Source organism: Chengkuizengella axinellae, from assembly GCF_030730905.1.
Lineage (GTDB): Bacteria > Bacillota > Bacilli > Paenibacillales > KCTC-33759 > Chengkuizengella > Chengkuizengella axinellae.
The window spans coordinates 36,271-61,702 of record NZ_JAVAMP010000020.1; the positions used below are offsets into that span (position 1 = coordinate 36,271).

Here is a 25,432-nt window from a genome sequence, read left to right on the forward strand (position 1 = left end):
GATATTTTCATGGAGTAGGTCCGATTAAAATTTGGGCGATAGAAGGAGGGAATTTGAATGGCAAAGCAAAAGATTAGAATTCGATTAAAGGCGTATGATCATAGAGTTTTAGATCAATCTGCTGAGAAAATTGTTGAAACTGCAAAACGTTCTGGTGCAAGTGTTTCTGGTCCGATACCATTACCGACAGAGAAACAAATTGTTACCGTCTTAAGAGCTGTGCACAAATACAAAGATTCAAGAGAACAATTTGAAATGCGTACACATAAACGTCTGATCGATATTGTGAATCCAACACCGCAAACAGTTGATGCGCTAATGCGTCTAGACTTGCCGTCTGGTGTGGATATTGAAATAAAATTATAATTACAAATGAAAGTTTACATTTAGAAACGAGGTGTCAAAATGACTGCGAAAGGTATCTTAGGTAAAAAACTAGGGATGACTCAAGTTTTTACACCAGAAGGAATCGTGATTCCTGTAACTGTTGTTGAAGCTGGGCCAAATGTAGTTTTACAAAAGAAAGATCTTGAAACAGACGGATACGAAGCGATTCAGCTTGGTTTCGGAGATAAAAAAGAAAACAACGCAATTAAACCTGAAAAAGGTCATGCGAAAAAAGCGAATGCAACACCTAAGCGCTACGTGAAAGAATTTCGCGTCAGCTCAGGCGAATATGAAGTAGGGCAAGAGTTAAAAGCAGACATATTTGCTGAAGGTGAATTTGTAGATGTAACTGGAACTTCCAAGGGTAAAGGATTCCAAGGGGCTATTAAAAGACATGGACAGCGTATTGGACCTAAGAGTCACGGTTCTCATTATCATCGTAGCCCTGGTTCTATGGGAGCGATTGTCAATCGTGTATTCAAAGGTAAAAAGTTACCTGGTCACATGGGTTCAGAAACAGTGACATTACAAAATCTTGAAGTGGTTAAAGTGGATGCTGAGAAAAATATACTTTTAGTAAAAGGTTCTATTCCAGGAGCTAAAAATAGCTTTGTAAAAATTCAAGCATCTATTAAAAAATAGAGGTTATTCAGAAAGGAGGATTTCATAATGCCAAAGGTTGCCTTATTTGATGTTAATGGTTCACAAGTTGGTGATGTAGAATTATCAGATGCGGTATTTGGAATTGAGCCAAATAAGCATGTTCTTCATCAAGCAGTTGTGATGCAACAAGCATCATTACGTCAAGGTACACACAAAGTAAAAGGACGTTCTGAAGTGCGCGGTGGCGGACGTAAGCCATGGAAACAAAAAGGAACGGGTAGAGCTCGTCAGGGTACAATTAGAGCACCTCAATGGAAAGGTGGAGGCGTGGTATTTGGACCTACACCTAGAAGTTATGCTACGAAATTGCCGAAGAAGGTTCGTCGTTTAGCGATTAAATCTGCGCTTTCTTCAAAAGTGGTTTCAAATGAAATTATTGTATTAGATCAATTAGTGTTAGAACAACCAAAAACGAAACAATTTGCTTCTATTTTAAATAAATTAAAAGTTGAACGTAAAGCGTTGGTAGTTGGATTGGATACTGACAATAATGCAGCATTATCTGCTCGCAATATCCCAGGTGTTAAATTCGTTGCTGCTGACGGAATTAATGTTTTGGACGTTCTGGCTTATGATAATTTGATTATTACTAAAGAAGCTGCTCAGAAAATAGAGGAGGTGCTTGCGTAATGAAATATGCTCACGATATTATCAAGCGCCCTATCGTTACTGAACGTTCTAGCGATATGATGGCTGACAACAAGTACGTTTTTGAAGTAGTTTTAAGTGCGAATAAAACGGAAATCAAACAGGCTGTTGAAGAAATTTTCAAAGTGAAGGTCGTGAAAGTAAATACGATCAGAATGCCTAAAAAACCTAAGCGTTATGGGCGCTACAATGGATATACATCCGAATGGAAAAAAGCGATTATCACATTAAGTGCTGACAGCAAACCGTTGGAATACTTTGAAACAGTATAAGAAATTTTCGAGGTAAGGAGGGAAAATTAAAATGCCGATTAAAAAATACAAACCGACGAGTCCAGCTCGCCGTGGAATGTCAGTTTCTACATTTGAAGAAATTACAACTTTGGAACCGGAAAAATCCTTGCTTGCACCATTAAGCAAAAAAGCTGGACGTAACAACCAAGGTAAAATCACTACTCGTCATCATGGTGGTGGACATAAGAAAAAGTATCGTATTGTTGACTTCAAACGTTTGAAAGACGGAATACCAGGACGCGTTGCTACGATTGAGTATGATCCAAATCGTTCTGCTAATATTGCGCTTATCCATTATTTAGATGGAGAAAAACGTTACATTTTAGCACCTAAAGGGTTAAAAGTAGGTACTGAAATCGTATCTGGACCAGATGCAGATATTAAAGTTGGGAACACGCTTCCTCTAGAAAATATACCTGTTGGTACAGTTATCCACAACATCGAATTACAACCTGGTAAAGGTGGACAATTAGTTCGTGCTGCTGGAACAGAAGCTCAACTACTAGGTAAAGAAGAACAATACGTAATCATCCGTTTAACTTCAGGTGAAGTAAGAAAGATTCTTAAAACTTGCCGTGCTACAATTGGTACTGTAGGTAATGAAGATCATGAGCTTGTGAACATTGGTAAAGCGGGTCGTACACGCTGGTTAGGTAAAAGACCTACAGTTCGTGGATCTGTAATGAACCCGAATGACCATCCACACGGTGGTGGTGAAGGTAAATCACCAATCGGACGTAAGTCTCCAATGTCACCATGGGGTAAACCTACATTAGGATATAAAACTCGTAAGAAAAACAAAGCTTCAGATCAATATATTGTTCGTAGACGTAAGCAGAAATAATTTTGCAGGAAGGGAGGATCATAAATGGGACGCAGCTTAAAAAAAGGGCCATTTGTAGATGAATACTTAATGAAAAAAGTTGAAGAAGCTGATCAATCTAAAAAGAAAGTAGTCATTAAAACTTGGTCTCGCCGCTCAACGATTTTTCCGCAATTTGTTGGTCATACATTTGGTGTGTATGATGGTCGTAAACATGTTCCGGTTTATGTGACTGAGGATATGGTTGGACATAAATTAGGTGAATTTGCTCCAACTCGTACTTTTAAAGGTCATGATGATGATAAGAAAACAGGTAAAAGATAATAATTCTATAAAAAAATTGAACATTGTTTGAGAGGAGGTTTTACTTCCATGCAAGCAAAAGCACAAGCGAAATATATTCGTATTGCTCCCCGTAAGGTCAAGTTAGTGATTGACTTGATTCGTGGGAAGGAAGTTGGTGAAGCCATTTCTATCTTAAGACACACACCAAAAGCATCTTCACCAGTAATTGAAAAAGTTTTAAACTCAGCTATTGCAAATGCAGAGCATAACTATGAAATGGATCCAAATAACTTAGTGATTAGCGAAGCATATGTTAATGCAGGTCCGATCATGAAAAGATTTAGACCACGTGCTATGGGACGTGCGTCTCGTATAAATAAACGTACTAGCCACATTACATTAGTGGTTACTGAAAATCAATCATAAGGAGGGATGACGTGTGGGACAAAAGGTAAGCCCAATAGGACTTAGAGTCGGAGTTATTAGAGACTGGGAATCCAAATGGTACGCAGATAAAGAGTATGGTGAGTATCTAGTAGAAGACGTGAAAATTCGTGATTATCTAAAAGAAAAATTGAAAGATTCCGCGGTTTCTCACTTTGATATCGAACGTGCTGCAAATCGAGTAAACATTACAATTCACACTGCTAAACCTGGAATGGTTATCGGTAAGGGTGGATCTGAAGTAGAAAGCCTTCGTAACCAAATTACGAAGTTAACCAGCAAAAAGGTTCATATTAATATTACAGAAATCAAGAATCCAGACATCGTAGCAACGCTTGTTGCAGAAAATATTGCGCAACAATTAGAGCGTCGTGTCTCTTTCCGTCGTGCAATGAAACAAGCAATCCAAAGAACAATGCGTTCTGGAGCAAAAGGAATTAAAACGATGGTAAGCGGACGTCTTGGTGGTGCTGAAATCGCAAGAAGTGAAGGTTATAGTGAAGGTACTGTACCTCTTCATACATTACGTGCAGATATCGATTATGGTACTGCTGAAGCACACACAACATATGGTCGTCTTGGTGTAAAGGTTTGGATCTATCGTGGTGAGGTATTACCAGCTGCGAAGAAAAGAGCTTCTAAGGAAGGAGGCAACTAATCATGCTAATGCCTAAACGTACAAAACATCGTAAAGAGCACCGCGGTTCTCTTAGAGGACGTGCAAAAGGCGGTACGGAGGTTGCTTTCGGTGAATATGGAATCCAAGCTCAAACAGCTTGTTGGATTACAAATCGTCAAATAGAGGCTGCTCGTATTGCAATGACACGTTACATGAAACGTGGTGGTAAAGTATGGATCAAAATTTTCCCTGCTAAGCCGATTACTGCTAAACCTTTAGAAGTTCGTATGGGTAGCGGTAAAGGTAACGTTGAGAAGTGGGTTGCGGTCGTTAAACCTGGTAAAGTATTATTTGAAATTGCAGGTGTAGAAGAGGAAGTTGCTCGTGAGGCATTGAGACTTGCATCTCACAAACTACCTTGTAAAACGACTTTTGTTAAACGCAAAGAATTGGGTGGTGAAGCAAATGAAAGCAACTGATTTTCGTAACTTAACCACTGCTGAGATAGAGCAAAAAATTACAGGTTACAAAGAAGAGCTTTTTAATCTTCGTTTTCAAATGGCAACAGGTCAACTAGATAACCCTGGTCAAATAAGAATCGTTCGCAAAGCAATTGCTCGCGCTAAAACGGTTCTAAGAGAAAGAGAACTTGGGATTAATTAAGACAGTGATAAAACTGTATGATATATCCAGAGAGGAGGGCACTCAATGAGTGAACGTAATGAACGCAGAGTCCAAATTGGTAAAGTAGTCAGCGATAAAATGGACAAAACAGTTGTTGTTGCTGTGGAAACTTATAAAACACACTCTCTTTATCATAAAAGATTAAAGGTTACTAAAAAATTCAAAGCACATGACGAAAACAATGAAGCTAAAATCGGTGATACGGTTAAAATCATGGAGACTCGTCCGCTTTCAAAAGATAAGCGTTGGAGATTAGTAGAGATTACTGAAAAAGCTGTAATTATATAAGCACGTATGATAGACGGAAGGAGGGACTAACATGATCCAAGCATTTACTCGCTTAAAAGGCGCTGACAACTCTGGTGCAAAAGAATTGATGTGTATTCGAGTGTTAGGTGGTACTGGACGTCGTACAGCTAACATCGGAGATATGATCGTCTGCTCAGTGAAACAAGCAACGCCAGGTGGAGTTGTCAAAAAAGGTGATGTCGTTAGAGCCGTTATAGTTCGTACTAAACGTGGTTCTAGACGTAATGATGGTTCATATATTACTTTTGATGAAAATGCTGCAGTTATTATTAAAGATGATAAGAGTCCAAGAGGAACACGTATCTTTGGTCCTGTAGCACGTGAACTTCGTGATCGGAATTACATGAAGATTGTATCTCTAGCTCCAGAAGTAATTTAATGAAAATAGCTTTAAAAAGCCAGGAGGTGTAAAGAAGAGATGCCGAAGCCAAAAAAATTAGAAAGCCATAACAATAAATTGCATGTAAAAAAGGATGATACAGTTATTGTTATCGCTGGTAAAGATAAAGGTAAAAAAGGTCGCATTATTTCAGCTTTACCTAGACAAAACAAAGTGCTTGTTGAAGGTGTAAACTTGATTAAAAAACATGCTAGACCAAGTCAAGATAATCCGCAGGGTGGCATTATCACACAAGAAGCCCCAATCCATGTTTCTAACGTAATGTTGGCAGACCCTAAGAGTGGAAAACCAACTCGCATCGGTCATAAAGTATTGGATAATGGGAAAAAGGTTCGTGTGGCAAAGAAATCAGGTCAAGTGATTGACTAATCGTTTGCAGGAAGGAGGTTAAAACAATCATGGCAGCTAGATTAAAGGATCGTTATTTAAACGAAATAACACCATCTTTAATTCAAAAATTCAACTATACTACAGTGATGCAAGTTCCTAAAATCGAGAAAATCGTAGTGAATATGGGAGTCGGCGAAGCGATTTCAAATTCTAAGGTTTTAGATTCTGCTGTTGAGGATTTGCAAACTATTACAGGTCAAAAACCAGTAATTACGAAAGCAAAAAAATCAATCGCTGGATTTAAACTTCGTGAAGGAATGCCAATTGGAGTGAAAGTAACTCTACGTGGTGATCGCATGTATCACTTTTTAGATAAATTAGTGAATGTTACTTTACCTCGTGTACGTGACTTCCGTGGTGTATCCAAGAAGTCATTTGATGGTAGAGGAAACTACACTTTGGGATTAAAAGAGCAAATCATTTTCCCAGAGATTGAATATGATCAAATTGATAAAGTTCGCGGTATGGACATTGTAGTTGTTACTACAGCAAACACAGATGAAGAAGCTAGAGAGTTATTAACTCAAATCGGAATGCCTTTTGCAAAATAAGGATTCCATATAAAAATCGGATTGCTTAAGAAGAATCCTATATCGGAGGTGTATACAAGTGGCCAAAACTTCGATGGTCGTTAAGCAAAAACGTAAACCTAAATTTAAAGTGCGTGCATATACACGTTGTGAACGATGCGGAAGACCGCATTCCGTACTACGTAAGTTTAAAATCTGTAGAATTTGTTTTCGTGAGTTAGCATACAAAGGTCAAATTCCAGGTGTTAAAAAAGCAAGCTGGTAATAACCTATTTCGGGAAGGAGGTTACTTAATATGTCAATGTCAGATCCTATTGCTGATATGTTAACACGTATTCGTAACGCAAATACTGTTCGTCATGAAACGGTAGAAATTCCAGCATCAAAAATCAAAAAAGATATCGCTGAAATTTTAAAAAGTGAAGGTTTCATCCGTGATGCTGAGTATATAGATGATAATAAACAAGGTTTGATCCGTATTTTCTTAAAATATGGAGTTGACAACGAGCGTGTTATTACTGGACTGAAAAGAATCAGTAAACCAGGATTACGCGTTTATGCTAAAAATGATGAATTACCACGTGTGCTTGGTGGATTAGGGATTGCAATCATCTCTACTTCCAAAGGTTTAATGAGTGATAAAGGTGCTCGCCAAGCTAATTCAGGTGGAGAAGTATTATGTTACGTGTGGTAATAATGAATTCTTTTGATCGAACGGAGGTGTAAAACAACATGTCTCGAGTTGGAAATAAACCAATTGCTATTCCAAATGGAGTTTCAATTAATCTAGCTACTGAAACAATTAATGTTAAAGGACCAAAAGGTGAACTGACTAAAGATGTTCACAAAGATATGAGCGTAATCGTTGAAGAAAACGAAGTTCGTGTTGAGCGTCCTTCTGATAATAAATTGCATCGTTCTTTACATGGAACAACTCGTAGTGTCATTAACAACATGGTGAGTGGTGTAACTGAAGGTTTTACAAAATCTTTGGACCTTGTTGGAGTAGGGTACCGTGTAAATAAATCTGGTAAGAAAATTGTGCTTAATGTAGGTTATTCACATCCAGTTGAAATTGAGCCTGAAGAAGGTATTGAATTTGATGTTCCATCCAATACGAAAATCATCGTAAAAGGAATTGACAAAGAACGTGTAGGCGCAGTTGCAGCTAACATTCGTTCAGTACGTGAGCCTGAACCATATAAAGGTAAAGGGATTAAGTACGAAAATGAGCGTATTCTTCGTAAAGAAGGTAAAACAGGTAAATAATAAAACCGCATAAAGTCTTTTGTTAACATTATTCAGAAGGGAGTGTTAACGGTATGATCACAAAACCTAATAAAAACAAGATGCGTTTAAAGAGACATCTTCGTGTTCGGAAGAAAATTAATGGAACTAGTCAAAACCCTCGTCTATGTGTGTTTCGTTCATCAAAACACATTTACGCACAAGTAATTGACGATGCCAATGGTGTCACTTTAGTATCAGCTTCTACTTTAGACAAAGGTCTAGAACTTAAAAATGGCGGGAACGTAGAGTCTGCTAAAAAAGTAGGAGAATTAGTTGCGAAAAAAGCGAAAGAAAACGGAATTGAACAAGTTGTTTTTGATCGCGGTGGATATATATATCATGGCAGAGTGAAAGCATTAGCTGACGCTGCTAGAGAAGCTGGGTTAGAATTTTAAAAAATTGATTACAAGGAGGTTTATCCTTTGCGCGTAGATCCCAATGCTTTAGAATTAAACGAAAAAGTCGTTAATATAAATCGAGTTGCTAAAGTAGTTAAAGGTGGACGTCGTTTTAGCTTCAGTGCACTAGTTGTAGTGGGAGATGGAAACGGCTGGGTTGGTGCAGGAATCGGTAAAGCTTCAGAAGTTCCAGATGCAATTCGAAAAGGAATTGATGATGCGAAGAAGAATTTAGTTAAAGTACCGATTATTGATACTACTATTCCACATTTAGTAACTGGTCGCTTTGGTGCAGGAAGAGTATTATTAAAACCAGCATCAAAAGGTACAGGTGTTATTGCCGGTGGTCCTGTTCGTGCGGTATTAGAACTTGCAGGTGTAGGAGATATCCTAACAAAATCACTAGGCTCTTCAAACCCTATCAACATGGTTAATGCAACGTTAGAAGGTTTAGGACGTTTAAAAAGAGCTGAAGATGTTGCAAAATTACGTGGTAAAACTGTAGAAGAAATTTTAGGTTAGGAGGGGAACATTTTGGCTAATAAAATTGAAATTACCCTCAAACGCAGTTTGATTGGTCGTCCGGAAGATCAAAGAGTAACAGTTAAAACATTAGGTTTAGGAAAACTTAATTCAACTGTAGTACAACCAGATAATCCGGCAATCAGAGGAATGGTTAAAAAAGTGGCTCATTTAATCGAAGTTAAAGAAGTATAAGCATCACCCTAGGATTAACCATAAGAATCAATTAAGGAGGTGCGACAATGAAACTACATGAACTATCTCCAGCTCCAGGTTCCCGTCATACTCGTAAACGCGTAGGGCGAGGTACTGGAAGTGGTAACGGAAAAACAGCAGGCCGTGGACATAAAGGACAAAATTCACGTTCTGGTGGTGGCGTTCGTCCAGGATTTGAAGGTGGACAAAACCCGATTTATAATCGTTTACCTAAACGAGGATTTACTAACATTCACCGTAAGGAATACGCAGTAGTTAATGTGGATGAGCTGAACAAGTTTGCTGCAGGAACCGAAATTACTCCTGAAACATTAAAAGAATCCGGTCTTGTGAAAAATGCAAAGAGCGGAATTAAAATTTTGGGAACCGGCGAACTAACTGTAAGTCTTTCAGTTAAAGCAAATAAGTTTTCTCAAACTGCCGTGGCTAAAATCGAAGCTGCTGGCGGCAAAACCGAGGTGATTTAATGTTTAGAACAATTTCGAATATAATGAAGGTTGAAGATTTACGAAAAAAGATACTATTCACATTATTGATACTAATTGTTTTTAGAATAGGTAATTTCATACCGGTACCGAACATTGATGTTGATGCATTAAAAAGATTCGGTGAAGCACAAGAAGGTATATTTGGCTTGATCAATACTTTTTCTGGTGGAGCACTGTTTAACTTCTCCATCTTTGCAATGGGAATCATGCCTTACATTACGGCGTCCATTATCGTTCAGTTATTGACGATGGATGTTATTCCCAAATTTGTACAGTGGGCTAAAGAAGGCGAAGCTGGAAAAAGAAAATTGGCTCAAGTAACTAGATATGGAACGATCATTTTAGGTTTAATCCAAGCTTATGGATTATCTATTGGATTTAATACGCAATATAGCATGGTTATTAATCCAAGCTTTATGATTTACACAATCATTGCGATTGTCTTAACTGCAGGTACAGCATTTTTGATGTGGATCGGTGAACAGATCACTGAAAAAGGAATTGGTAATGGTATTTCCATTATCATTTTTGCAGGTATTGTGGCAGGTATTCCAGGTATGTCAAAACAAATATACACTTCTCTTTTTGTTGCAGAGGATGTTACGATTTTCTTAAGTGTATTAAAACTTATCTTGATTCTACTTTCAGTTTTACTAATAGTGGTTGGTGTCATTTTTGTTCAGCAAGGGGTTCGTAAAATCCCTGTGCAGTATGCAAAACGTGTTGTAGGAAGAAAAATGTATGGTGGTCAATCCACTCATATTCCTTTAAAGGTAAATGCAGCAGGGGTAATACCTGTTATTTTTGCTTTATCACTTATTATCTTCCCTACTACAATCGCTAGCTTTTTCCAAGGAAATGGCGCAGCAGATTGGATCTTAAATAATTTATATTATGATCAGCCTCTTGGTATGTTTTTATATGTTGTATTGATTATAGGGTTTACTTACTTCTATACTTTCGTACAAATAAATCCAGTACAAATGGCGGATCAAATGAAGAAAAACGGCGGTTATATCCCAGGTATTAGACCAGGGAAAACAACGGCTGCATATATTACGAAATTGATGACTAGAATCACATTATCAGGTGCTATTTTCTTAGCATTAATTTCAATATTACCTGTGTTTTTCATTAAACTTGCAGGTTTGCCTTCATCCGTAACGATTGGTGGAACTTCTTTACTTATCGTAGTAGGTGTTGGTTTGGAAACAATGAAACAAGTAGAAAGTCAGTTAATTAAACGACACTACAAAGGTTTCATCAATAAGTAAGTGTCTGTGGGTTCAGCAAATAGGAGGTTTTCTTAATTGAATATTATTTTCATGGGTCCTCCTGGTGCAGGTAAAGGGACTCAGGCCGAGAGAATTGTAGAAGAATTTAACATTCCTCACATCTCAACTGGTGATGCATTTCGCTTGGCTATGAGTCAAGGCACTTCACTAGGATTAAAAGCTAAAGAGTATGTTGATCAAGGACTTTTGGTTCCTGATGAAATAACAATTGGAATTGTAACTGAACGTTTGTTGCAGGATGACTGTAATGATGGATTTTTATTGGATGGTTTTCCTAGAACAATTCCACAAGCAGAAGCTTTAGATGTATTTTTAAAAGATAACGGAAAAACGATAAATCATGTAATTAATCTTTCTGTAAACCGTGAGTTTCTTTTGGCGAGATTAACTGGCCGTAGAATTTGTAAAAGTTGTGGCTCTACCTACCATGTAATTTTCAATCCTCCAAAACAGGAAAATGTTTGTGATAAATGTTCTGGTGAATTGTATCAGCGTTCTGATGATACAGAGGAAAAGGTAGGAACTCGCCTTGATGAATATATGAGTAAAACGGCTCCGTTGCTTGATTTTTATAGCAAGAAAGACTTATTGAGACAGGTAAATGGAGAACAATCCATTGATAATGTTACTGGTGAAATCATTTCTTTATTGAGAGGTCAAAATAAATGATCATTTGCAAATCTGAAGCTGAATTAAATTATATGCGTGAGGCAGGTCGTATCGTAGCAGAAACTCATCGTGAAATTGCGAAGGTGATTCAGCCGGGTATTACGACATTAGAGATTGACCAAATCGCTGAAAAATTTATTCGAAGTCAGAATGCATCGCCTTCCTTTAAAGGTTATAATGGCTTTCCTGCTAGCGTATGTGCTTCAGTGAATGAAGAATTGGTACATGGTTTTCCGAGTGAAAGAGTTTTAAACGAAGGTGATATCATCAGCATTGATATTGGTGCACAATACAATGGTTATCATGGTGATTCAGCTTGGACTTATCCAGTAGGTAACATATCAGATGATGCTCAGAGACTTTTAGATGTCACTGAAAAATCGTTGTATGTTGGACTGGATGAAGCTAAACCGGATGTTCGTTTATTTACCATTTCACATGCTATTCAAAAATGCATTGAAGATGAAGGTTTTTCTGTTGTTAGAGAATATGTCGGACATGGCATAGGAGCCAATCTGCATGAAGAACCACAGATCCCAAACTTTGGTCTACCTAATAGAGGCCCGCGTTTAAAACCTGGTATGGTCCTAGCCATTGAACCAATGGTTGTTGCAGGTGAACGTTTTGTCAAAACGTTGGAAGACGATTGGACAGTAGTAAGCACTGATGGTACATTATGTGCTCACTTTGAACATACAGTTGCGATTACAGCCGATGGTTATGAAATATTAACCAAGGTTGATGTGTAGGTGATATTAGAAGTGGATGAATCGAGTAGTATACCTAGGTTGGGTCAAATTGCGAAAGTGATTCGTGGTAGAGACAATGGTAAATATACTGTTGTAATCCATGTAGTGGATGAGCGATATGTGCTTATTGCTGACGGTGATAAACGCAAATTTGACAATCCGAAAAAGAAGAACATTCTTCATCTTGAATTGCAGGATGAAATTAGTGCAGAAGTAGTGAATAGTTTGAATGAAACAGGTCGAGTTACCAATGGGAAATTGCGGTTTTCCATTAGTCGTCATATCGAAAACATTCAGACTGATGAACACTTGAAAGGAGAATGATTGTGGCCAAGGAAGATGTAATTGAAGTTGAAGGTACAGTGATTGAACCTTTACCGAATGCGATGTTTAGAGTTGAACTAGATAACGGACATGAAATACTTGCTCATATATCAGGCAAACTAAGAATGAATTTTATTCGTATTTTAACAGGAGACAGAGTGGTCATTCAGCTTTCCCCGTATGATCTTTCTAGGGGACGTATCACTTATCGGAAATAATGAGGATTCTACGTTTGTAAATCTCTTAGGAGGGAATGAATATGAAAGTAAGACCATCGGTTAAACCGATTTGTGAAAAATGTAAAGTCATTCGACGCAATGGAAATGTGATGGTAATCTGTGAAAATCCAAAACATAAACAAAAACAAGGATAATAGGAGGTGTTCACTAAGTTATGGCTCGTATTGCTGGTGTAGATTTACCTCGTGATAAACGAATTGTTATTGCGCTAACTTATATATATGGTATTGGTAGTACAACTGCGCAAAAAATCATAAACGAATCTGGCTTAAATGCAGATACTCGTGTTCGTGATCTAACAGAGGATGAAGTAAGTAAACTTCGTGATGCTATTGATCAAATCAAGGTTGAAGGGGATCTTCGTAGAGAGATTGCTCTTAATGTAAAACGTCTAATGGAAATCGGTTGTTACCGTGGAATCCGTCATCGTCGTGGTTTACCTGTAAGAGGTCAAAAAACAAAAACAAATGCACGTACGCGTAAAGGTCCACGTAGAACAGTTGCAAACAAGAAAAAATAATAAATAAAAAGGAGGGATAAAGATGGCAAAACCTAAAACAAAAGTGGCACGTACGAAACGCCGTGATCGTAAAAATATTGAAAATGGAGTTGCTCATATCCGTTCCACTTTTAACAATACAATTGTTACGATTACAGATCCGCATGGTAATGCAGTATCTTGGGCAAGTGCAGGTCATTTAGGTTTTAAAGGTTCTAAAAAAAGCACTCCATTTGCTGCACAAATGGCAGCGGAAGCTGCTGCAAAAACAGCAATGGAGCATGGAATGAAACATGTTGAAGTCATGGTAAAAGGTCCAGGCGCAGGACGTGAAGCTGCAATCCGTTCTTTACAAGCTGCTGGATTAGAAGTGAGCATGATTAAAGATGTGACTCCAATTCCGCATAACGGATGTCGTCCACCGAAACGTCGTCGTGTGTAAACATGGACAAATGAGTGGTATAATTATCCTATACAAGTGAATAATAATTGTAATGGATAGGAATACTACGAAGTTTAATGAATATGATGAGATTCATTTTTAACGACGTTTTGAAGGAGGGTTCATTTTTATGATCGAAATTGAAAAGCCAAAAATTGAAACGGTATCTGTAAGTGAAGACGGGACTTATGGTAAGTTTGTTGTAGAACCATTGGAGCGCGGATATGGAACTACGCTAGGGAATTCATTACGTCGAATTTTATTGTCCTCACTTCCAGGTGCTGCAGTTTCATCAATACAAATTGATGGAGTTCTTCACGAATTTTCAACAATCCCTGGAGTTATAGAAGATGTTACAGAAATCATTTTAAACCTCAAAGGATTATCGTTAAAAATTCATTCAGATGAGGAAAAAATCCTTGAAATTGATGCTGAGGGTGAAGGAGACATCTTAGCAGGAGATATCCGTGCAGATAGTGACGTTGAAATCTTAAATCCTGATCTTCATATTGCTTCTTTAGCTGCAGGTGCAAGATTTCATATGCGTATCTTTGCCACTAAAGGCCGTGGATATGTACCAGCGGATAATAATAAAAAAGAAGGACAACCGATTGGAGTTATTCCAACGGATTCTATTTATACTCCAATAACTAGAGTAAACTATAAGGTTGAAAATACACGTGTCGGTCAAGTGACAAACTATGATAAGTTGACCCTCGAAGTTTGGACTGATGGTAGTATTCGACCGGAGGAATCAGTAAGTTTAGGTGCAAAAATCATGAATGAACATTTAATGTTGTTTGTGGGACTTACTGATGAAGTGAAAGAAGTAGAAATTATGGTTGAAAAAGAAGAGGACAAAAAAGAAAAAGTTCTTGAGATGACGATTGAAGAGCTTGATCTATCTGTTCGTTCTTATAACTGTTTAAAACGTGCGGGTATCAATACAGTTCAAGAGCTAATAACTAAAACGGAAGAGGATATGATGAAAGTTAGAAACCTCGGACGTAAATCCTTGGAGGAAGTCCAAGAAAAACTAGCTGAACTGGCTTTAGGATTACGCACTGAAGAATAAAAACTAACAAGATCAAACAACAAAAGGAGGGAAGAGAACATGGCATATCAAAAACTAGGACGAAATTCTAGTCAACGTAAAGCTTTATTCCGTGATCTAGTCACTGATCTTTTTATTAATGAACGTATTCAAACAACTGAAGCGAAAGCAAAAGAAGTTCGCTCCATTGCTGAAAAAATGATTACACTAGCTAAACGTGGAGATCTTCATGCTCGTCGTCAAGCTGCTGCATTTGTTCGTAGAGAGCAAGCTGGTGACCAGGAAGTTCTTCAAAAGTTATTTTCTGAATTAGCCACTCGTTACTCTGAGCGCCCAGGTGGATACACTCGCATTCTAAAGCTTGGACCTCGCAGAGGAGATGCTGCTCCTATGGTTTATTTGGAATTAGTGGATCAGGCGTAAATAACAGAAGTAAAAGGGTGGACAGAATCGTAGATTCTGATGAAGCCCTTTTTTTCGTTTGGTAAAACTAGATTTAAAAGTTAAAAAAGCTTTAACGAACTAAGACCTACGCATTATTAGTTACTTCTGGAGGATTTATGCGGAATATATGTATGATTGTAAGTTACGATGGAACATCTTATAGCGGATTTCAAACACAAGTTAACCAAGAAACAATCCAAGATGTCATTGAAGACAAACTTCAAAGAATAACTGGAGAAAAGATTAAAATCATAAGCTCAGGGCGCACGGATGCAGGCGTTCATGCTAGAGCTCAGGTTTTTAACTTTCACACAAATTCATCGATCCCTACAAAAAGATGGTGTTTGGCGATCAATGATTGGTTACCTAAGGATATCGTTGTTCGTGCTGCATATGATGTACCTTTAGACTTTCATGCTAGAAAATGGGCTAAATCAAAGACGTATGTATACTCCATTAATAATCATCGATACAAGGATGTATTTAAACAAAAGTATCAATTACATTATCCTACTTTTTTAAATACGGACGAGATGAAATTAGCATTGGAACATATTGTAGGAGAGCATGATTTTACATCTTTTTGTTCTTTAAAGTCAGATAAAAGTTCACATATAAGAACGATTCAACGTGCAGATTTAGAAGTATACAACCCTTCAGAATTTGAAAATAGGATAGACATTACTATTACGGGTAATGGTTTTCTACGACAAATGGTTCGAATCATTGTAGGCACATTAATTGAGATTGGGGCAGGGAAAAGAAAAAGCGAGGATATGAAAATTATATTAGCTGCTAAAGACCGTTTAAAAGCAGGTTCAACAGCTTTGTCAGATGGATTAACCTTATGGGAAGTGCATTATAAGGTTAGTGAGATGAAAATGTTGTAAAAAATAATTTTTTGCTTGATTCTGAACTCATAATATAGTAATATATTTAATGGTGTTCTTTAACTGGCATCCCACGCCCCGAGTTAAAGTTCGACCCTTAAAATTTAACATATAAATGTAATGTAAAATGAATAGATTTATTATTTGAATAACAAATAGAATTGTTTAAGCAGTTAAAGGAGGATACAAGCAGTGCGTACTACTTATATGGCGAAGCCAAACGAAATTGAGCGCAAATGGTACATCATTGATGCGACTGATAAAACATTAGGACGTTTAGCGAGCGAAGCAGCAACTCTTATTCGCGGTAAACATAAACCTGAGTTTACACCGCATGTAGATACAGGTGATTTTGTTATTGTTATCAATGCTGACAAAATTGTATTAACAGGTAAAAAATTAACGGACAAGAAGTATTACCGTCACTCCATGCATCCAGGTGGTTTGAAAGTTACTACAGCTGGTGAAATGTTGGAAAAGAAACCTCAAAAAATGATGGAATTAGCGGTTCATGGTATGTTGCCTAAAACGCGTTTAGGTGAAAAAATGAAATTAAGACTTAAAGCTTATGCTGGTAGCGAGCATCCGCATGAAGCACAACAACCTGAAGTTTACGAACTAAAAGGTTAATATAAAAGGAGGTTAGATTCGTGGCACAAGTACAATATTACGGAACAGGTCGACGTAAACATTCTGTTGCACGTGTTCGTTTAGTTCCAGGTGAGGGACGTATAATCATTAATAATGAAGATATCAATCAATATTTTGGTTTAGAAACTTTAAAATTAATCGTAAAACAACCATTAAATTTAACTGATACGCTTGGAAGCTATGATGTTTTAGTTAATACACATGGTGGCGGTTATTCTGGTCAAGCAGGAGCGATTCGTCATGGAATTTCTCGTGCATTGTTAAAAGTTGATCCTGAATATCGTTCTGATCTTAAAAAAGCTGGTTTCTTAACACGTGATCCACGTATGAAGGAACGTAAGAAGTATGGTTTGAAAGCAGCACGTCGTGCTCCTCAATTCTCAAAACGTTAATCATTATTTCAATTTACAAAAAACCAGTGTTGGTTACAACACTGGTTTTTTTTATAACTTAAGAATTTATATATTTTCAAATTCTAAGTCTCAACATTGATCAAATTCAACATCTCAAAAAATCAATACTTCACCCCTTCAGATACCCAAAAAAGTGAAGCTAAACTTTCAAAGTTTACTCCAATTACTTGTTCGTCGCCCCCAGACTATAATAAGAATTCTACATCCTCAATAATAATAGATTATTTTTTTTATACGTTATCTATTTGGAATCGTTCCTGTCCTTTTCTACTCAATACACCAGAAGATACTGCTTTGCATAGTAATGATAATAGCCTATAGCGTTATAAACCTATACATTTCCCTTACACTGAAAAATGAATTTTTATATAGACACTTATAGTTTTTTTCATTTATTTATAAAAAAAATATTGACTTTCTATATATAATTTTTATAATTAAAAGATAAGTTAATAATTCATATCGATTTACTTGGAATTAAGGATAACGGAGGTTCATTATTATGAATTTATTGGAGAAGGAATCATTAATAGAAAAAGCAAGTGTGGATTTTGAAGAGAGAACAGCACAGGAATTAATAAAATATGCAGCAGAAACATTTCCGAGCATTACTTTAGCAAGCAGTTTTGGAGCTGAAGATGTTGTTTTGGTGGATATGTTATACAAAATAAATCCTAATGTAGATATTTTTTATTTAGATACAGATTTTCACTTTAAAGAAACATATGAAACGATTGAAAAAATTAAAGAACGATATGAAGGAATCAAGTTAGTTCAAGTTAAACCTGCATTAACACCTGAAGAACAAGCTGAACAATATGGTGATGCGCTTTGGGAGTCTAGTCCTGATAAATGCTGTGACATTAGAAAAGTTCAGCCTTTAACGAACACGTTAGGAAAATACGATGCATGGATAACTGGTATAAGAAGAGATCAAGCACCAACAAGAGCAAATTCCAAAAAAGTAGAATACGATAATAAATTTGGATTAGTAAAGTTTAACCCATTAGCAAGCTGGACATCTGATGATGTGTGGAATTATATTCGTGAAAACGACGTGATTTATAACCCTCTGCATGATCAAAACTATCCGAGTATTGGTTGTTTGTATTGTACTCGTCAAGTTCAAGAAGGAGAAGATCCTAGAGCGGGACGTTGGTCAGATACAAGTAAAACAGAATGCGGATTGCATAAGTAATTAAAAAGAGAAATTTATTATAAGGAGAGCTGTGAAATGACAACCATTAATGCTCATGGAGGAGAATTAATCAATCGGTTAGTAACTGGGCAAGAAAGAGAGGAATTATTAAACCTTGTTCCGGCACTGCCGCAAATTAAAGTGAATACTTGGGCGATATCAGATATTGACTTAATTGGTGTAGGAGCATTTTCACCATTAACTGGTTTTTTTAACGAAGAGGATTATAAATCTGTTGTTGAAAATATGCGTTTGGCAAATGGCATGGTATGGAGCTTACCAATTACGCTTGGTGTTGAAAAAGAAGATACAGGTCGATTAGAAGTCGGAAAACAAGCTGTTTTGGTTGGAGAACAAGATGGTATTCCTTATGCTATTATACAAGTGGAGAGCATCTATGATGTAGATCAATCATATGAAGCCGAAAAAGTATTTAAAACTAGTGATAGTGAGCATCCAGGAGTACAAAAACTATATACAAAACCATCAACATACGTTGGTGGATCTATTAAGGTATTAAACAGACCACAACCAGAAAAATTTAATGATTTTTATTTTGATCCTGTTCAAACTAGAGCGCTTTTTGAAGAAAAAGGATGGAAAACAGTATGTGGTTTCCAAACTAGAAATCCTGTCCATCGTGCGCATGAGTATATTCAAAAAAGTGCTATGGAAATTGTAGACGGATTATTCTTAAACCCTTTAGTTGGTGAAACAAAGTCTGATGATATTTCTGCAGATGTACGGATGAAAAGTTATCTTGTTCTACTTGAAAACTATTACCCTCAAAATCGTGTACATTTAGGCGTTTTTCCTGCTGCGATGAGATATGCAGGTCCAAGAGAAGCTATCTTCCATGCTATTGTCCGTAAAAATTATGGTTGTACTCATTTTATAGTGGGTCGAGATCATGCTGGGGTCGGAGATTACTATGGAACTTATGAAGCTCAGGAGATTTTCAGCCAATTTACTAAAGAAGAGATTGGAATCACCCCATTATTCTTTGAGCATAGTTTCTTTTGTAAAAAGTGTGGTAACATGGCTTCAAGCAAAACTTGTCCTCATGACAAATCTGAGCATCTTCATTTGTCAGGTACAAAGGTAAGAGCGATGTTAAGAGAAGGAAATTGTCCTCCTCCAGAGTTTTCAAGACCAGAAGTTGCAAAAGTATTAATTGAGGGAATGTCAGAAAATCTAGTTCAAACAAATTAATTTATAATATACAAATTTATGTAAAGTAGCATGTTTACTTATAGTAATATTTGTCCACCCTACTCCATATAGATATATAAGTTATATGGAGTGGGGTGTTTTTATGTTTAAAAACATAAAGAGTAATATCATACGTATCTTTAGATTCAAAAAGTTACATATTACGTTTGTTTTATTATTGTTGGTTTCGGTTGTTGCTATATTATATGTTGGTTACCCTGCTGTAAAAACATGGACTAGCAGTTTTTCCCCTCTTTCTGGTCAGGTGATCGCATTAGACCCTGGACATGGTGGGTTTGATGTTGGTGCTGTCAGTGAGGATGGAAGCTTACTTGAAAAGACAATAAGTTTAGATATTTCACTTTATTTGAGAGATTATTTGCAGCAAGCAGGTGCATTTGTTGTCATGACAAGGGAATCAGATGTCGATTTGAAAGGTGATGCAACGAAGAATAAGAAGAGGACAGATTTTAACAATAGGCTAAAACTAATAAATGAAAGTGATGCGGACTTAATAGTTAGTGTGCATCTAAATAGTATTGGCTCTAGCCGATGGTCCGGTGCTCAAACTTTTTATCATTCAAAATCTGAAGACAGTCAAAGATTGGCTAAATTGATTCAAGATGAGTTTAAATCAAATTTAAATACAGAACGTGAAGCTTTAACAAAGGATGCGCTTATTATGTTGAAAAACACAAATATGCCAGGTGCACTGGTTGAAGTAGGTTTTTTGTCAAACCCTGAAGAGGCAAGGCTTTTAGCTATGAAAGAATATCAGCTTAAAATTGCGGAGTCCATTTATCATGCGATATTAAGATATTTTGACGGAGATCTAGCGGGTTGAAATGTAGAAAGGCTCGAATCATATCCTACTTATGGTATAATAAAATGGATATTATCTGAGAAATAGAGGTGTGAGGAATGGTCACTCGAGAACGTGTGTTTGAAATATTGAAGAAAGTAAAAGAACCAGAATTGGATCAAAGTTTAGTTAGTTTAAATTTAGTTCGTGATCTTATGATTAGAGAACAATCCATTAATTTAACAGTTGCGCTTTCTAAAAAGGAAGATGCAACCGTACAAAGAATAGAAAAAGAAATAAAAGAGCTATTAAGTGTTTTAACAGAATCACAAGTACATATACGTTTCAGAGAAATGACAGATTTTGAAAGAAAAGAAGTACAAAGCAAGTTAGCAGGTGGAGCTAAGGAAGCTCCAAAACAATCACAACCGCCACAACCACATACACAGCCTATTCCAGCAGAGATTTTAAAAGAAGAATCAGGTGTGCAGTTTATTGCTATAGCTAGTGGTAAAGGTGGAGTAGGTAAATCCACAGTGACAGTGAATTTGGCTGTTGCACTTGCTAGAAAAGGAAAAAAAGTGGGTATTATTGATGCAGACATATATGGATTCAGTATTCCAGATATGATGGGAATCGAAAATAGACCTGAAGTTAAAGGAAACACAGTGATTCCAGTAGAACGACATGGAGTCAAAGTAATCTCAATGGGCTTTTTTGTAGAAGACAATGCTCCTGTGATTTGGAGAGGTCCTATGTTAGGTAAAATGTTAAAGAACTTCTTTACGGAAGTAGAATGGGGAGACTTGGACTATATGCTCCTAGATCTGCCTCCAGGAACAGGTGATGTAGCTTTAGATGTGCATCAAATGATTCCACAAAGCAAAGAGGTAATAGTGACTACCCCTCACGCTACAGCTTCATTTGTTGCGGCGAGAGCTGGTTCAATGGCTATAAATACAAAACATGAAATTCTAGGTGTGGTTGAAAATATGTCCTACTATCAATGTGGAAGTTGCGGAGAAAAGGATTACGTATTTGGAAAAGGCGGAGGAGCAAGGTTAGCCGAGGAGCTGAATACTGATCTTTTAGCTCAAATTCCTTTAGGAGTACCTGAGAATCATCCACAGGAACCTGATTTTTCACCATCTATTTATAAAAAAGACACTGGTATAGGAAAAACTTATTTAGAAGTAGCTGAGAATATAATTCAAGTGACTCAGAAAAATGGATAGAAAACAAAGAGGAGGGGTTAACCCTCCTCTGATGCATTTTCAGAACCTTTCTCTTCAGATGATTTTTCTTCTTTTGGTTTGCTTTCCTCCTCTAATACTTTTTTCAATAAATCCATTAATTCAACTCTAAATAACGGACTTTTAAAAGCATCTTGCATAATAGCCATTGTTTGACCGCGATAATCTTTTCCCTTCATGACTTCAAAAACCAGGTCTTTGTATTCTGGATCCTTCATGACTTCTAGCAGCTGTGTTTGATATTCAGGGTCTTTTAAAAGTTCCTTGTGAATATCTTTGTTTTGTTCCTGAATCGTTTTTGCGAATTCACCAGCAAACTTTGGGTCTTTTTTCATCATATCTTCGAAATATTTAGGAAAACTAGGATCAGTAAATAATAACTTTACAGCTCCTTGTATTTCTTCACTTTGTTGTTTGGGCATCGTCTGCAGCATTTTTGGTGCACCCTTATTGTCTTCATTTTTTTCTAGAGCTTCCGTGATCGCTTTTTTCCCATCCTCTGAAGAGAGAATATCCAATACCATAGATTTAGTGTCTTTATAGGTTTGATTACCTCCAGAAGACTCGTCAGAACCGCAGCTTGTAGCAAGAGTGATTAGAAGTATATATGGTATGACTTTTAAGAATTTCTTCATTTGTGCTATTGTTATGCCTCCTGTCTTATCAAGGGTCATATCACCAAAATGTCTATATTGAAAATGTGGGTGATTTTATTATGTGAAATTATGTAGGACTTTATGATTTTTAGTTGGCATTTTTGGAATGAGGTTGGTAAACTAGGATAAGATTGAAATAATGCATATTTATTTAGAGGTGAAAGGATTGAACATAAAAAACTACACATATTTATTTTTTACCACTTTATTTGTTGGGGCTGTCACTGCTTTTCTAACTCAAATGATATTAACGCCTACGCAAGATATAAAAGTGATTGCCTTATTTCTATTGATTGGATTAATGTTTAGCGTATTAAGTCAAATGGGCTTCTTTGCCTATATGATGTTAAATTATATTGCTAAAGGAATGATTACTAAAAAGGGAATGTGGGAGATCGTTCAGTGGATTTTGATTGTTATTACCTTTTTGGATGTCATTATTTTGAGGTATAGTTTCTTTGAGGAAAATAATGCAGGGATTTTAGGATATTCTATTTTGCCTATATTCATGTTAATTGCTGCTCTATTCATCGCGTGGGTGAAGAGTAAAGCAACTAATTTTCATGCCTTTACACCGACAGTGTTTTTTATTTTTGTTGTAACAATCATAGAAGCGGTTCCTTCAATTAGAGAAAACAATGTCAATTCAACCATTGTTATGATTGTACCATTACTTAGTTGCAACTTTTGGCAAATTATGAAATTGCATAAGTTAGTGGGGAATAAGCAAAATAATACACAATAATGTGAAGTGTAATAACATTTAAAAAACTGACAAACGTTAAATTAAACACAAATGAGCCTAAGAATAGGCTCATTTGCTTATAACATAGGAATTAATAAGACTATGATACATACATTAAGATTGGTCCTTCACTTCTGTTTTTTCTACAGAGGAAGGATTCATTAAATCAGATACGGTTACAAATTCATATCCTTTACCTCTTAACTGATCAATGATTTCTGGAAGTGCAAGATGAGTTTGCTTACTAGAGTCACTAGCATGGAGCAATACAATATCACCAGGGTGTGCTTTGGATACAACTCTCTCAATGATATTATCTACTCCAGGATTATTCCAGTCATTTGAATCAGTATCCCATTGGATCACTTTGTAATTTAGTTCATCAGCAATACTTAATACTCTTTTATCAAAATCACCGTTTGGCAGACGAATAAGATTTGGAGTAGTTCCTGTTTCCTCCAAAAGAATTCGGTGAGCTGTTTTAATCTGCTTTTTGATATCTTCATCACTTAAAGTACTGTAATTTTCGTGTTTGTGTCCATGGCTTCCAATCTCGAATCCAGACTCTACAATATCCTTTACAATTTCCGGATGATCTCTAGTCCAAAGTGAAGATAGAAAAAAAGTAGCTTTTACATTTTTTTCTTGTAAAATATCTATGATTGGATCCGTTCGTTTTTCCCCCCAGCTAATATCGAACGTAAGAGCAATCACTTTTTTATCTGTATCTATACTGTAGATGGCAGCAGGTTCTTCATTTGAAACGTTAGTAAAAACAGCAATATTTTCGCTTTCAGAATAAATAATACCTGCAGCAAAAATTGCAGCAATCAAAATGATGAAATACTGTTTTAGTTTTTTTGCATTCATTACAAAAAAGAAGTTCATATAAATTACCCCCTAGAATTAATTACAGACTCGTACAATTGTTTTATCACGTTCAAGCTATAAGCTCCCTTCTCAAAGGGGGAGATAACAGCATGATTTCACAGAGAATATGGTTTACATCCCTGCTAAAACTACCACGTTCATGTGGTAATAGATGAGTGCATCCGGCACTAGTCTAAAATTAGTCACGTCCTGTGCGCTTTCAATAATCGCCACTTTCTATGGCACTTCCTGCACTAGCTCATTCATGAGCCAGCTAAGATGCATCAGTTCATCCTGTACTAGTTTAAAAGCAAGCTTCTCTTTATTATTAGAAATGTATGCTAGTACTAAGAACTTATGCACTCTTTGTACAAAAAGATAAACAACCTATAAGGAGGATGAAGAATAATGACTGATAAAGAAAATGTTAAAAATGAAATGGACGAACAAATCAATAAAGAAATAGGGTCTGATCATAAGAATGAGTCTAATTTCATAAGAGATGTATTTAATTTCAAGACATTGTTTCGTAATTTTAAAGAGATGAAGGTATACTTCTTTATTTCAACAATGTTATTTTTATTTGGAGGTTTTATTGGATTTTATGTAGATATTTTAGATCCATTTTTACAACCGTTGTTACAAAGGATAGGGGAATTGGCAGAAAAAATTGAAAGTAGTGAGAACACTCAATTAGCGGCATTTTTGGTTATTTTTCAAAACAATTTAACTGCTTCATTGATTATGGTTTATAGTGGAATTATCTTTTCAATTTATCCTATTTTCGCTTTGCTTTTAAACGGTATGCTAATAGGTTATTTATTTAAATTAGTCCCACAATCAGGGTCAGAGTATGGCTTGTTAGAATTGTTTTTAAGAGGAATTCTTCCCCATGGGATATTAGAGATCCCAGCCATCTTAATTGCATCTGCATATGGAATTAAGTTTGGGGTGTTGGTTATGAAGTGGCTTGCTCAATTTGTAGAATTAGACTTAAGAAGGAAAAATACACTTGAATTCAAGAAATTTTTGAAGCTAACTATTACGTTGGTGATTTTCACATTTATTACTTTGATGTTGGCTGCCATTATTGAATCAACAATTACTCCAATGTTATTACGTTAGTTTAGTTAAAGTTAGATTCTTTTATAGAAAAATGTTCAAAAACCATTCATAAAATAGGTAAAATTTGAGCATAACATTAAAACAATAGTTAAACTGGCCTTTTTTAAGAGGAAATTGGAGGTAGTATTGATTGTTAGGGATATTATTTAATGATCGAGAAACACAAGAAATTGATTATCTTCTTCGAAAAGAATTAGATGAGATGCTTCTGGATTTAAGGGATATGAAATTGGACAGGCAGATGAAAGCTGCAATTGAAGCGAGATATAAAGTTATATTTCGCATGTATGCAAGGCTTGCATCACCGAAACAGCTTTCAAAATATGCAATAACTAGGAAGTATTCAAAATAGCGTTTTACAAATTGTTTTGGCAGTAAGATTAATTATAAAAAAAAGTTGGTAAATTAATTTCACAAAAAGTGTTGACATGTTATATGATTCTGTGATAAATTTATTTTCGCCGCCAAAACACGGCAGGTAAGAGATCTTAAGAAAGTCGTAAAAGAATTTTG

General features: G+C 36.3%; 43 protein-coding genes. 41 read left to right on the top strand and 2 right to left on the bottom strand.

All coding sequences use genetic code 11. The features are described from left to right. The first annotated feature begins 57 nt into the window (after positions 1–57). The 38 genes from rpsJ to salA all read left to right on the top strand — a co-directional run bounded on the left by rpsJ (position 58) and on the right by salA (position 21,505). Complete coding sequence (rpsJ, locus tag Q5Y73_RS22555) at positions 58–366, top strand: 30S ribosomal protein S10 (RefSeq protein WP_162038368.1); 309 nt, start codon at positions 58–60, stop codon at positions 364–366. A 39-nt stretch (positions 367–405) separates the two neighbouring features. Continuing rightward, on the top strand, positions 406–1,029 hold the full coding sequence (gene rplC / locus Q5Y73_RS22560) for a 50S ribosomal protein L3 (protein WP_305994183.1): 624 nt from the start codon (positions 406–408) through the stop codon (positions 1,027–1,029). A 27-nt stretch (positions 1,030–1,056) separates the two neighbouring features. Then, on the top strand, positions 1,057–1,680 hold the full coding sequence (rplD, locus tag Q5Y73_RS22565) for a 50S ribosomal protein L4 (RefSeq protein WP_305994184.1): 624 nt from the start codon (positions 1,057–1,059) through the stop codon (positions 1,678–1,680). Beyond that, entirely contained in the window at positions 1,680–1,970 is a 291-nt protein-coding gene (gene rplW, locus Q5Y73_RS22570; RefSeq protein ID WP_305994185.1) for a 50S ribosomal protein L23, read from the top strand. Before rplD ends, rplW begins: the two co-directional genes overlap by 1 nt. Before the next feature lie 31 nt (positions 1,971–2,001). Then, positions 2,002–2,835, top strand: coding sequence for a 50S ribosomal protein L2 (rplB, locus tag Q5Y73_RS22575; protein ID WP_305994186.1), 834 nt, complete (start codon positions 2,002–2,004; stop codon positions 2,833–2,835). A gap of 24 nt (positions 2,836–2,859) precedes the next feature. After that, a complete protein-coding gene (rpsS, locus tag Q5Y73_RS22580; protein WP_305994187.1) occupies positions 2,860–3,138 on the top strand; it encodes a 30S ribosomal protein S19 in 279 nt (92 codons plus the stop codon). A gap of 48 nt (positions 3,139–3,186) precedes the next feature. Then, a complete protein-coding gene (gene rplV, locus Q5Y73_RS22585) occupies positions 3,187–3,525 on the top strand; it encodes a 50S ribosomal protein L22 (protein ID WP_305994188.1) in 339 nt (112 codons plus the stop codon). 13 nt (positions 3,526–3,538) lie between these two features. Further along, positions 3,539–4,201, top strand: coding sequence for a 30S ribosomal protein S3 (gene rpsC / locus Q5Y73_RS22590; RefSeq protein ID WP_305994189.1), 663 nt, complete (start codon positions 3,539–3,541; stop codon positions 4,199–4,201). Positions 4,202–4,203: 2 nt separating this feature from the next. Then, complete coding sequence (rplP, locus tag Q5Y73_RS22595; RefSeq protein ID WP_305994190.1) at positions 4,204–4,641, top strand: 50S ribosomal protein L16; 438 nt, start codon at positions 4,204–4,206, stop codon at positions 4,639–4,641. Next, positions 4,628–4,825, top strand: coding sequence for a 50S ribosomal protein L29 (rpmC, locus tag Q5Y73_RS22600; RefSeq protein WP_305994191.1), 198 nt, complete (start codon positions 4,628–4,630; stop codon positions 4,823–4,825). The genes rplP and rpmC overlap by 14 nt, the downstream gene beginning before the upstream one ends. Positions 4,826–4,870: 45 nt before the next feature. Next, positions 4,871–5,134 carry a 30S ribosomal protein S17 gene (rpsQ, locus tag Q5Y73_RS22605; RefSeq protein ID WP_305994192.1) on the top strand — a complete coding sequence of 88 codons (264 nt, stop codon included), beginning with the start codon at positions 4,871–4,873 and terminating at the stop codon, positions 5,132–5,134. 31 nt (positions 5,135–5,165) lie between these two features. Then, the gene (gene rplN, locus Q5Y73_RS22610; protein ID WP_305994193.1) at positions 5,166–5,534 is read left to right on the top strand and encodes a 50S ribosomal protein L14; all 369 of its coding nucleotides are present in this window, start codon (positions 5,166–5,168) and stop codon (positions 5,532–5,534) included. A 39-nt stretch (positions 5,535–5,573) separates the two neighbouring features. Then, positions 5,574–5,924 carry a 50S ribosomal protein L24 gene (gene rplX, locus Q5Y73_RS22615; protein WP_305994194.1) on the top strand — a complete coding sequence of 117 codons (351 nt, stop codon included), beginning with the start codon at positions 5,574–5,576 and terminating at the stop codon, positions 5,922–5,924. A gap of 29 nt (positions 5,925–5,953) precedes the next feature. After that, on the top strand, positions 5,954–6,496 hold the full coding sequence (gene rplE / locus Q5Y73_RS22620) for a 50S ribosomal protein L5 (protein WP_305994195.1): 543 nt from the start codon (positions 5,954–5,956) through the stop codon (positions 6,494–6,496). A 58-nt stretch (positions 6,497–6,554) separates the two neighbouring features. Then, positions 6,555–6,740: a type Z 30S ribosomal protein S14 gene (locus Q5Y73_RS22625; protein WP_160647174.1), complete on the top strand. Its 186-nt coding sequence runs from the start codon at positions 6,555–6,557 to the stop codon at positions 6,738–6,740. 30 nt (positions 6,741–6,770) lie between these two features. Beyond that, positions 6,771–7,169: a 30S ribosomal protein S8 gene (gene rpsH, locus Q5Y73_RS22630; RefSeq protein ID WP_305994196.1), complete on the top strand. Its 399-nt coding sequence runs from the start codon at positions 6,771–6,773 to the stop codon at positions 7,167–7,169. 38 nt (positions 7,170–7,207) lie between these two features. Further along, positions 7,208–7,744 (top strand): 50S ribosomal protein L6, encoded by a 537-nt coding sequence (rplF, locus tag Q5Y73_RS22635; RefSeq protein WP_305994197.1) that lies wholly within the window; start codon positions 7,208–7,210, stop codon positions 7,742–7,744. Between the two features lie 53 nt (positions 7,745–7,797). Then, complete coding sequence (gene rplR, locus Q5Y73_RS22640) at positions 7,798–8,160, top strand: 50S ribosomal protein L18 (protein WP_305994198.1); 363 nt, start codon at positions 7,798–7,800, stop codon at positions 8,158–8,160. A gap of 27 nt (positions 8,161–8,187) precedes the next feature. Further along, positions 8,188–8,685, top strand: coding sequence for a 30S ribosomal protein S5 (gene rpsE, locus Q5Y73_RS22645; RefSeq protein WP_305994199.1), 498 nt, complete (start codon positions 8,188–8,190; stop codon positions 8,683–8,685). Positions 8,686–8,697: 12 nt separating this feature from the next. Beyond that, positions 8,698–8,880 (top strand): 50S ribosomal protein L30, encoded by a 183-nt coding sequence (rpmD, locus tag Q5Y73_RS22650; RefSeq protein WP_305994200.1) that lies wholly within the window; start codon positions 8,698–8,700, stop codon positions 8,878–8,880. Between the two features lie 47 nt (positions 8,881–8,927). Continuing rightward, positions 8,928–9,368, top strand: coding sequence for a 50S ribosomal protein L15 (gene rplO / locus Q5Y73_RS22655; RefSeq protein ID WP_305994201.1), 441 nt, complete (start codon positions 8,928–8,930; stop codon positions 9,366–9,368). Then, positions 9,368–10,663, top strand: coding sequence for a preprotein translocase subunit SecY (secY, locus tag Q5Y73_RS22660; RefSeq protein ID WP_305994202.1), 1,296 nt, complete (start codon positions 9,368–9,370; stop codon positions 10,661–10,663). Before rplO ends, secY begins: the two co-directional genes overlap by 1 nt. Before the next feature lie 36 nt (positions 10,664–10,699). Beyond that, entirely contained in the window at positions 10,700–11,353 is a 654-nt protein-coding gene (locus tag Q5Y73_RS22665; RefSeq protein ID WP_305994203.1) for an adenylate kinase, read from the top strand. After that, positions 11,350–12,102 carry a type I methionyl aminopeptidase gene (gene map, locus Q5Y73_RS22670; RefSeq protein WP_305994204.1) on the top strand — a complete coding sequence of 251 codons (753 nt, stop codon included), beginning with the start codon at positions 11,350–11,352 and terminating at the stop codon, positions 12,100–12,102. The genes Q5Y73_RS22665 and map overlap by 4 nt, the downstream gene beginning before the upstream one ends. A 12-nt stretch (positions 12,103–12,114) precedes the next feature. Then, positions 12,115–12,426 carry a KOW domain-containing RNA-binding protein gene (locus Q5Y73_RS22675; protein ID WP_305994205.1) on the top strand — a complete coding sequence of 104 codons (312 nt, stop codon included), beginning with the start codon at positions 12,115–12,117 and terminating at the stop codon, positions 12,424–12,426. A gap of 2 nt (positions 12,427–12,428) precedes the next feature. Further along, positions 12,429–12,644: a translation initiation factor IF-1 gene (infA, locus tag Q5Y73_RS22680; RefSeq protein WP_305994206.1), complete on the top strand. Its 216-nt coding sequence runs from the start codon at positions 12,429–12,431 to the stop codon at positions 12,642–12,644. A gap of 41 nt (positions 12,645–12,685) precedes the next feature. Next, positions 12,686–12,799, top strand: a complete 114-nt coding sequence (gene rpmJ, locus Q5Y73_RS22685; RefSeq protein WP_054956045.1) for a 50S ribosomal protein L36 — start codon at positions 12,686–12,688, stop codon at positions 12,797–12,799. A gap of 20 nt (positions 12,800–12,819) precedes the next feature. Further along, positions 12,820–13,185 carry a 30S ribosomal protein S13 gene (rpsM, locus tag Q5Y73_RS22690; protein WP_305994207.1) on the top strand — a complete coding sequence of 122 codons (366 nt, stop codon included), beginning with the start codon at positions 12,820–12,822 and terminating at the stop codon, positions 13,183–13,185. A gap of 22 nt (positions 13,186–13,207) precedes the next feature. After that, entirely contained in the window at positions 13,208–13,606 is a 399-nt protein-coding gene (gene rpsK, locus Q5Y73_RS22695) for a 30S ribosomal protein S11 (protein WP_305994208.1), read from the top strand. Positions 13,607–13,736: 130 nt separating this feature from the next. Further along, the gene (locus Q5Y73_RS22700; protein WP_305994209.1) at positions 13,737–14,681 is read left to right on the top strand and encodes a DNA-directed RNA polymerase subunit alpha; all 945 of its coding nucleotides are present in this window, start codon (positions 13,737–13,739) and stop codon (positions 14,679–14,681) included. Between the two features lie 39 nt (positions 14,682–14,720). Continuing rightward, positions 14,721–15,083 (top strand): 50S ribosomal protein L17, encoded by a 363-nt coding sequence (gene rplQ / locus Q5Y73_RS22705; RefSeq protein ID WP_160647190.1) that lies wholly within the window; start codon positions 14,721–14,723, stop codon positions 15,081–15,083. A 137-nt stretch (positions 15,084–15,220) separates the two neighbouring features. Continuing rightward, positions 15,221–15,994 (top strand): tRNA pseudouridine(38-40) synthase TruA, encoded by a 774-nt coding sequence (truA, locus tag Q5Y73_RS22710; protein ID WP_305994210.1) that lies wholly within the window; start codon positions 15,221–15,223, stop codon positions 15,992–15,994. 192 nt (positions 15,995–16,186) lie between these two features. Then, complete coding sequence (gene rplM, locus Q5Y73_RS22715; protein WP_305994211.1) at positions 16,187–16,624, top strand: 50S ribosomal protein L13; 438 nt, start codon at positions 16,187–16,189, stop codon at positions 16,622–16,624. A 20-nt stretch (positions 16,625–16,644) separates the two neighbouring features. Beyond that, the gene (rpsI, locus tag Q5Y73_RS22720; RefSeq protein ID WP_305994212.1) at positions 16,645–17,037 is read left to right on the top strand and encodes a 30S ribosomal protein S9; all 393 of its coding nucleotides are present in this window, start codon (positions 16,645–16,647) and stop codon (positions 17,035–17,037) included. Between the two features lie 523 nt (positions 17,038–17,560). Continuing rightward, positions 17,561–18,256, top strand: a complete 696-nt coding sequence (locus Q5Y73_RS22725; protein ID WP_305994213.1) for a phosphoadenylyl-sulfate reductase — start codon at positions 17,561–17,563, stop codon at positions 18,254–18,256. A gap of 36 nt (positions 18,257–18,292) precedes the next feature. Then, positions 18,293–19,468, top strand: a complete 1,176-nt coding sequence (gene sat, locus Q5Y73_RS22730) for a sulfate adenylyltransferase (RefSeq protein ID WP_305994214.1) — start codon at positions 18,293–18,295, stop codon at positions 19,466–19,468. 103 nt (positions 19,469–19,571) lie between these two features. After that, positions 19,572–20,312 (top strand): N-acetylmuramoyl-L-alanine amidase CwlD, encoded by a 741-nt coding sequence (gene cwlD, locus Q5Y73_RS22735; protein ID WP_305994215.1) that lies wholly within the window; start codon positions 19,572–19,574, stop codon positions 20,310–20,312. A gap of 77 nt (positions 20,313–20,389) precedes the next feature. After that, the gene (salA, locus tag Q5Y73_RS22740) at positions 20,390–21,505 is read left to right on the top strand and encodes an iron-sulfur carrier protein/transcriptional regulator SalA (protein ID WP_305994216.1); all 1,116 of its coding nucleotides are present in this window, start codon (positions 20,390–20,392) and stop codon (positions 21,503–21,505) included. A gap of 17 nt (positions 21,506–21,522) precedes the next feature. Here salA and gerD read toward each other — a convergent pair whose 3' ends face one another. Further along, a complete protein-coding gene (gene gerD, locus Q5Y73_RS22745; protein ID WP_305994217.1) occupies positions 21,523–22,197 on the bottom strand; it encodes a spore germination lipoprotein GerD in 675 nt (224 codons plus the stop codon). Between the two features lie 148 nt (positions 22,198–22,345). Between gerD and Q5Y73_RS22750 the strand changes: the two genes are divergently transcribed. Beyond that, positions 22,346–22,924 carry a KinB-signaling pathway activation protein gene (locus Q5Y73_RS22750; RefSeq protein WP_305994218.1) on the top strand — a complete coding sequence of 193 codons (579 nt, stop codon included), beginning with the start codon at positions 22,346–22,348 and terminating at the stop codon, positions 22,922–22,924. Between the two features lie 114 nt (positions 22,925–23,038). Here the strand turns inward: Q5Y73_RS22750 and pdaB are convergent, their stop codons facing one another. Continuing rightward, positions 23,039–23,812: a polysaccharide deacetylase family sporulation protein PdaB gene (gene pdaB, locus Q5Y73_RS22755; RefSeq protein ID WP_305994219.1), complete on the bottom strand. Its 774-nt coding sequence runs from the start codon at positions 23,810–23,812 to the stop codon at positions 23,039–23,041. A 390-nt stretch (positions 23,813–24,202) separates the two neighbouring features. Here pdaB and Q5Y73_RS22760 point away from each other — a divergent pair, with 390 nt between their 5' ends. Together Q5Y73_RS22760 and Q5Y73_RS22765 are read left to right on the top strand one after the other, a co-directional pair. Further along, positions 24,203–24,919: a stage II sporulation protein M gene (locus tag Q5Y73_RS22760; protein WP_305994220.1), complete on the top strand. Its 717-nt coding sequence runs from the start codon at positions 24,203–24,205 to the stop codon at positions 24,917–24,919. A gap of 130 nt (positions 24,920–25,049) precedes the next feature. Further along, positions 25,050–25,271 carry a hypothetical protein gene (locus Q5Y73_RS22765; RefSeq protein ID WP_305994221.1) on the top strand — a complete coding sequence of 74 codons (222 nt, stop codon included), beginning with the start codon at positions 25,050–25,052 and terminating at the stop codon, positions 25,269–25,271. The last annotated feature ends 161 nt before the right edge of the window (positions 25,272–25,432 follow it).

What these genes read in the sequence shown, in the direction of transcription:
- rpsJ (WP_162038368.1), top strand. Translation starts at nt 58, where the DNA reads ATGGCAAAGCAAAAGATTAGAATTCGATTAAAGGCGTATGATCATAGA.
- rplC (WP_305994183.1), top strand. Translation starts at nt 406, where the DNA reads ATGACTGCGAAAGGTATCTTAGGTAAAAAACTAGGGATGACTCAAGTT.
- rplD (WP_305994184.1), top strand. Translation starts at nt 1,057, where the DNA reads ATGCCAAAGGTTGCCTTATTTGATGTTAATGGTTCACAAGTTGGTGAT.
- rplW (WP_305994185.1), top strand. Translation starts at nt 1,680, where the DNA reads ATGAAATATGCTCACGATATTATCAAGCGCCCTATCGTTACTGAACGT.
- rplB (WP_305994186.1), top strand. Translation starts at nt 2,002, where the DNA reads ATGCCGATTAAAAAATACAAACCGACGAGTCCAGCTCGCCGTGGAATG.
- rpsS (WP_305994187.1), top strand. Translation starts at nt 2,860, where the DNA reads ATGGGACGCAGCTTAAAAAAAGGGCCATTTGTAGATGAATACTTAATG.
- rplV (WP_305994188.1), top strand. Translation starts at nt 3,187, where the DNA reads ATGCAAGCAAAAGCACAAGCGAAATATATTCGTATTGCTCCCCGTAAG.
- rplP (WP_305994190.1), top strand. Translation starts at nt 4,204, where the DNA reads ATGCTAATGCCTAAACGTACAAAACATCGTAAAGAGCACCGCGGTTCT.
- rpmC (WP_305994191.1), top strand. Translation starts at nt 4,628, where the DNA reads ATGAAAGCAACTGATTTTCGTAACTTAACCACTGCTGAGATAGAGCAA.
- rpsQ (WP_305994192.1), top strand. Translation starts at nt 4,871, where the DNA reads ATGAGTGAACGTAATGAACGCAGAGTCCAAATTGGTAAAGTAGTCAGC.
- rplN (WP_305994193.1), top strand. Translation starts at nt 5,166, where the DNA reads ATGATCCAAGCATTTACTCGCTTAAAAGGCGCTGACAACTCTGGTGCA.
- rplX (WP_305994194.1), top strand. Translation starts at nt 5,574, where the DNA reads ATGCCGAAGCCAAAAAAATTAGAAAGCCATAACAATAAATTGCATGTA.
- rplE (WP_305994195.1), top strand. Translation starts at nt 5,954, where the DNA reads ATGGCAGCTAGATTAAAGGATCGTTATTTAAACGAAATAACACCATCT.
- rpsH (WP_305994196.1), top strand. Translation starts at nt 6,771, where the DNA reads ATGTCAATGTCAGATCCTATTGCTGATATGTTAACACGTATTCGTAAC.
- rplF (WP_305994197.1), top strand. Translation starts at nt 7,208, where the DNA reads ATGTCTCGAGTTGGAAATAAACCAATTGCTATTCCAAATGGAGTTTCA.
- rplR (WP_305994198.1), top strand. Translation starts at nt 7,798, where the DNA reads ATGATCACAAAACCTAATAAAAACAAGATGCGTTTAAAGAGACATCTT.
- rplO (WP_305994201.1), top strand. Translation starts at nt 8,928, where the DNA reads ATGAAACTACATGAACTATCTCCAGCTCCAGGTTCCCGTCATACTCGT.
- secY (WP_305994202.1), top strand. Translation starts at nt 9,368, where the DNA reads ATGTTTAGAACAATTTCGAATATAATGAAGGTTGAAGATTTACGAAAA.
- map (WP_305994204.1), top strand. Translation starts at nt 11,350, where the DNA reads ATGATCATTTGCAAATCTGAAGCTGAATTAAATTATATGCGTGAGGCA.
- rpmJ (WP_054956045.1), top strand. Translation starts at nt 12,686, where the DNA reads ATGAAAGTAAGACCATCGGTTAAACCGATTTGTGAAAAATGTAAAGTC.
- rpsM (WP_305994207.1), top strand. Translation starts at nt 12,820, where the DNA reads ATGGCTCGTATTGCTGGTGTAGATTTACCTCGTGATAAACGAATTGTT.
- rpsK (WP_305994208.1), top strand. Translation starts at nt 13,208, where the DNA reads ATGGCAAAACCTAAAACAAAAGTGGCACGTACGAAACGCCGTGATCGT.
- Q5Y73_RS22700 (WP_305994209.1), top strand. Translation starts at nt 13,737, where the DNA reads ATGATCGAAATTGAAAAGCCAAAAATTGAAACGGTATCTGTAAGTGAA.
- rplQ (WP_160647190.1), top strand. Translation starts at nt 14,721, where the DNA reads ATGGCATATCAAAAACTAGGACGAAATTCTAGTCAACGTAAAGCTTTA.
- truA (WP_305994210.1), top strand. Translation starts at nt 15,221, where the DNA reads ATGCGGAATATATGTATGATTGTAAGTTACGATGGAACATCTTATAGC.
- Q5Y73_RS22725 (WP_305994213.1), top strand. Translation starts at nt 17,561, where the DNA reads ATGAATTTATTGGAGAAGGAATCATTAATAGAAAAAGCAAGTGTGGAT.
- sat (WP_305994214.1), top strand. Translation starts at nt 18,293, where the DNA reads ATGACAACCATTAATGCTCATGGAGGAGAATTAATCAATCGGTTAGTA.
- cwlD (WP_305994215.1), top strand. Translation starts at nt 19,572, where the DNA reads ATGTTTAAAAACATAAAGAGTAATATCATACGTATCTTTAGATTCAAA.
- salA (WP_305994216.1), top strand. Translation starts at nt 20,390, where the DNA reads ATGGTCACTCGAGAACGTGTGTTTGAAATATTGAAGAAAGTAAAAGAA.
- gerD (WP_305994217.1), bottom strand. Translation starts at nt 22,197, where the DNA reads ATGACCCTTGATAAGACAGGAGGCATAACAATAGCACAAATGAAGAAA.
- pdaB (WP_305994219.1), bottom strand. Translation starts at nt 23,812, where the DNA reads ATGAACTTCTTTTTTGTAATGAATGCAAAAAAACTAAAACAGTATTTC.
- Q5Y73_RS22760 (WP_305994220.1), top strand. Translation starts at nt 24,203, where the DNA reads ATGACTGATAAAGAAAATGTTAAAAATGAAATGGACGAACAAATCAAT.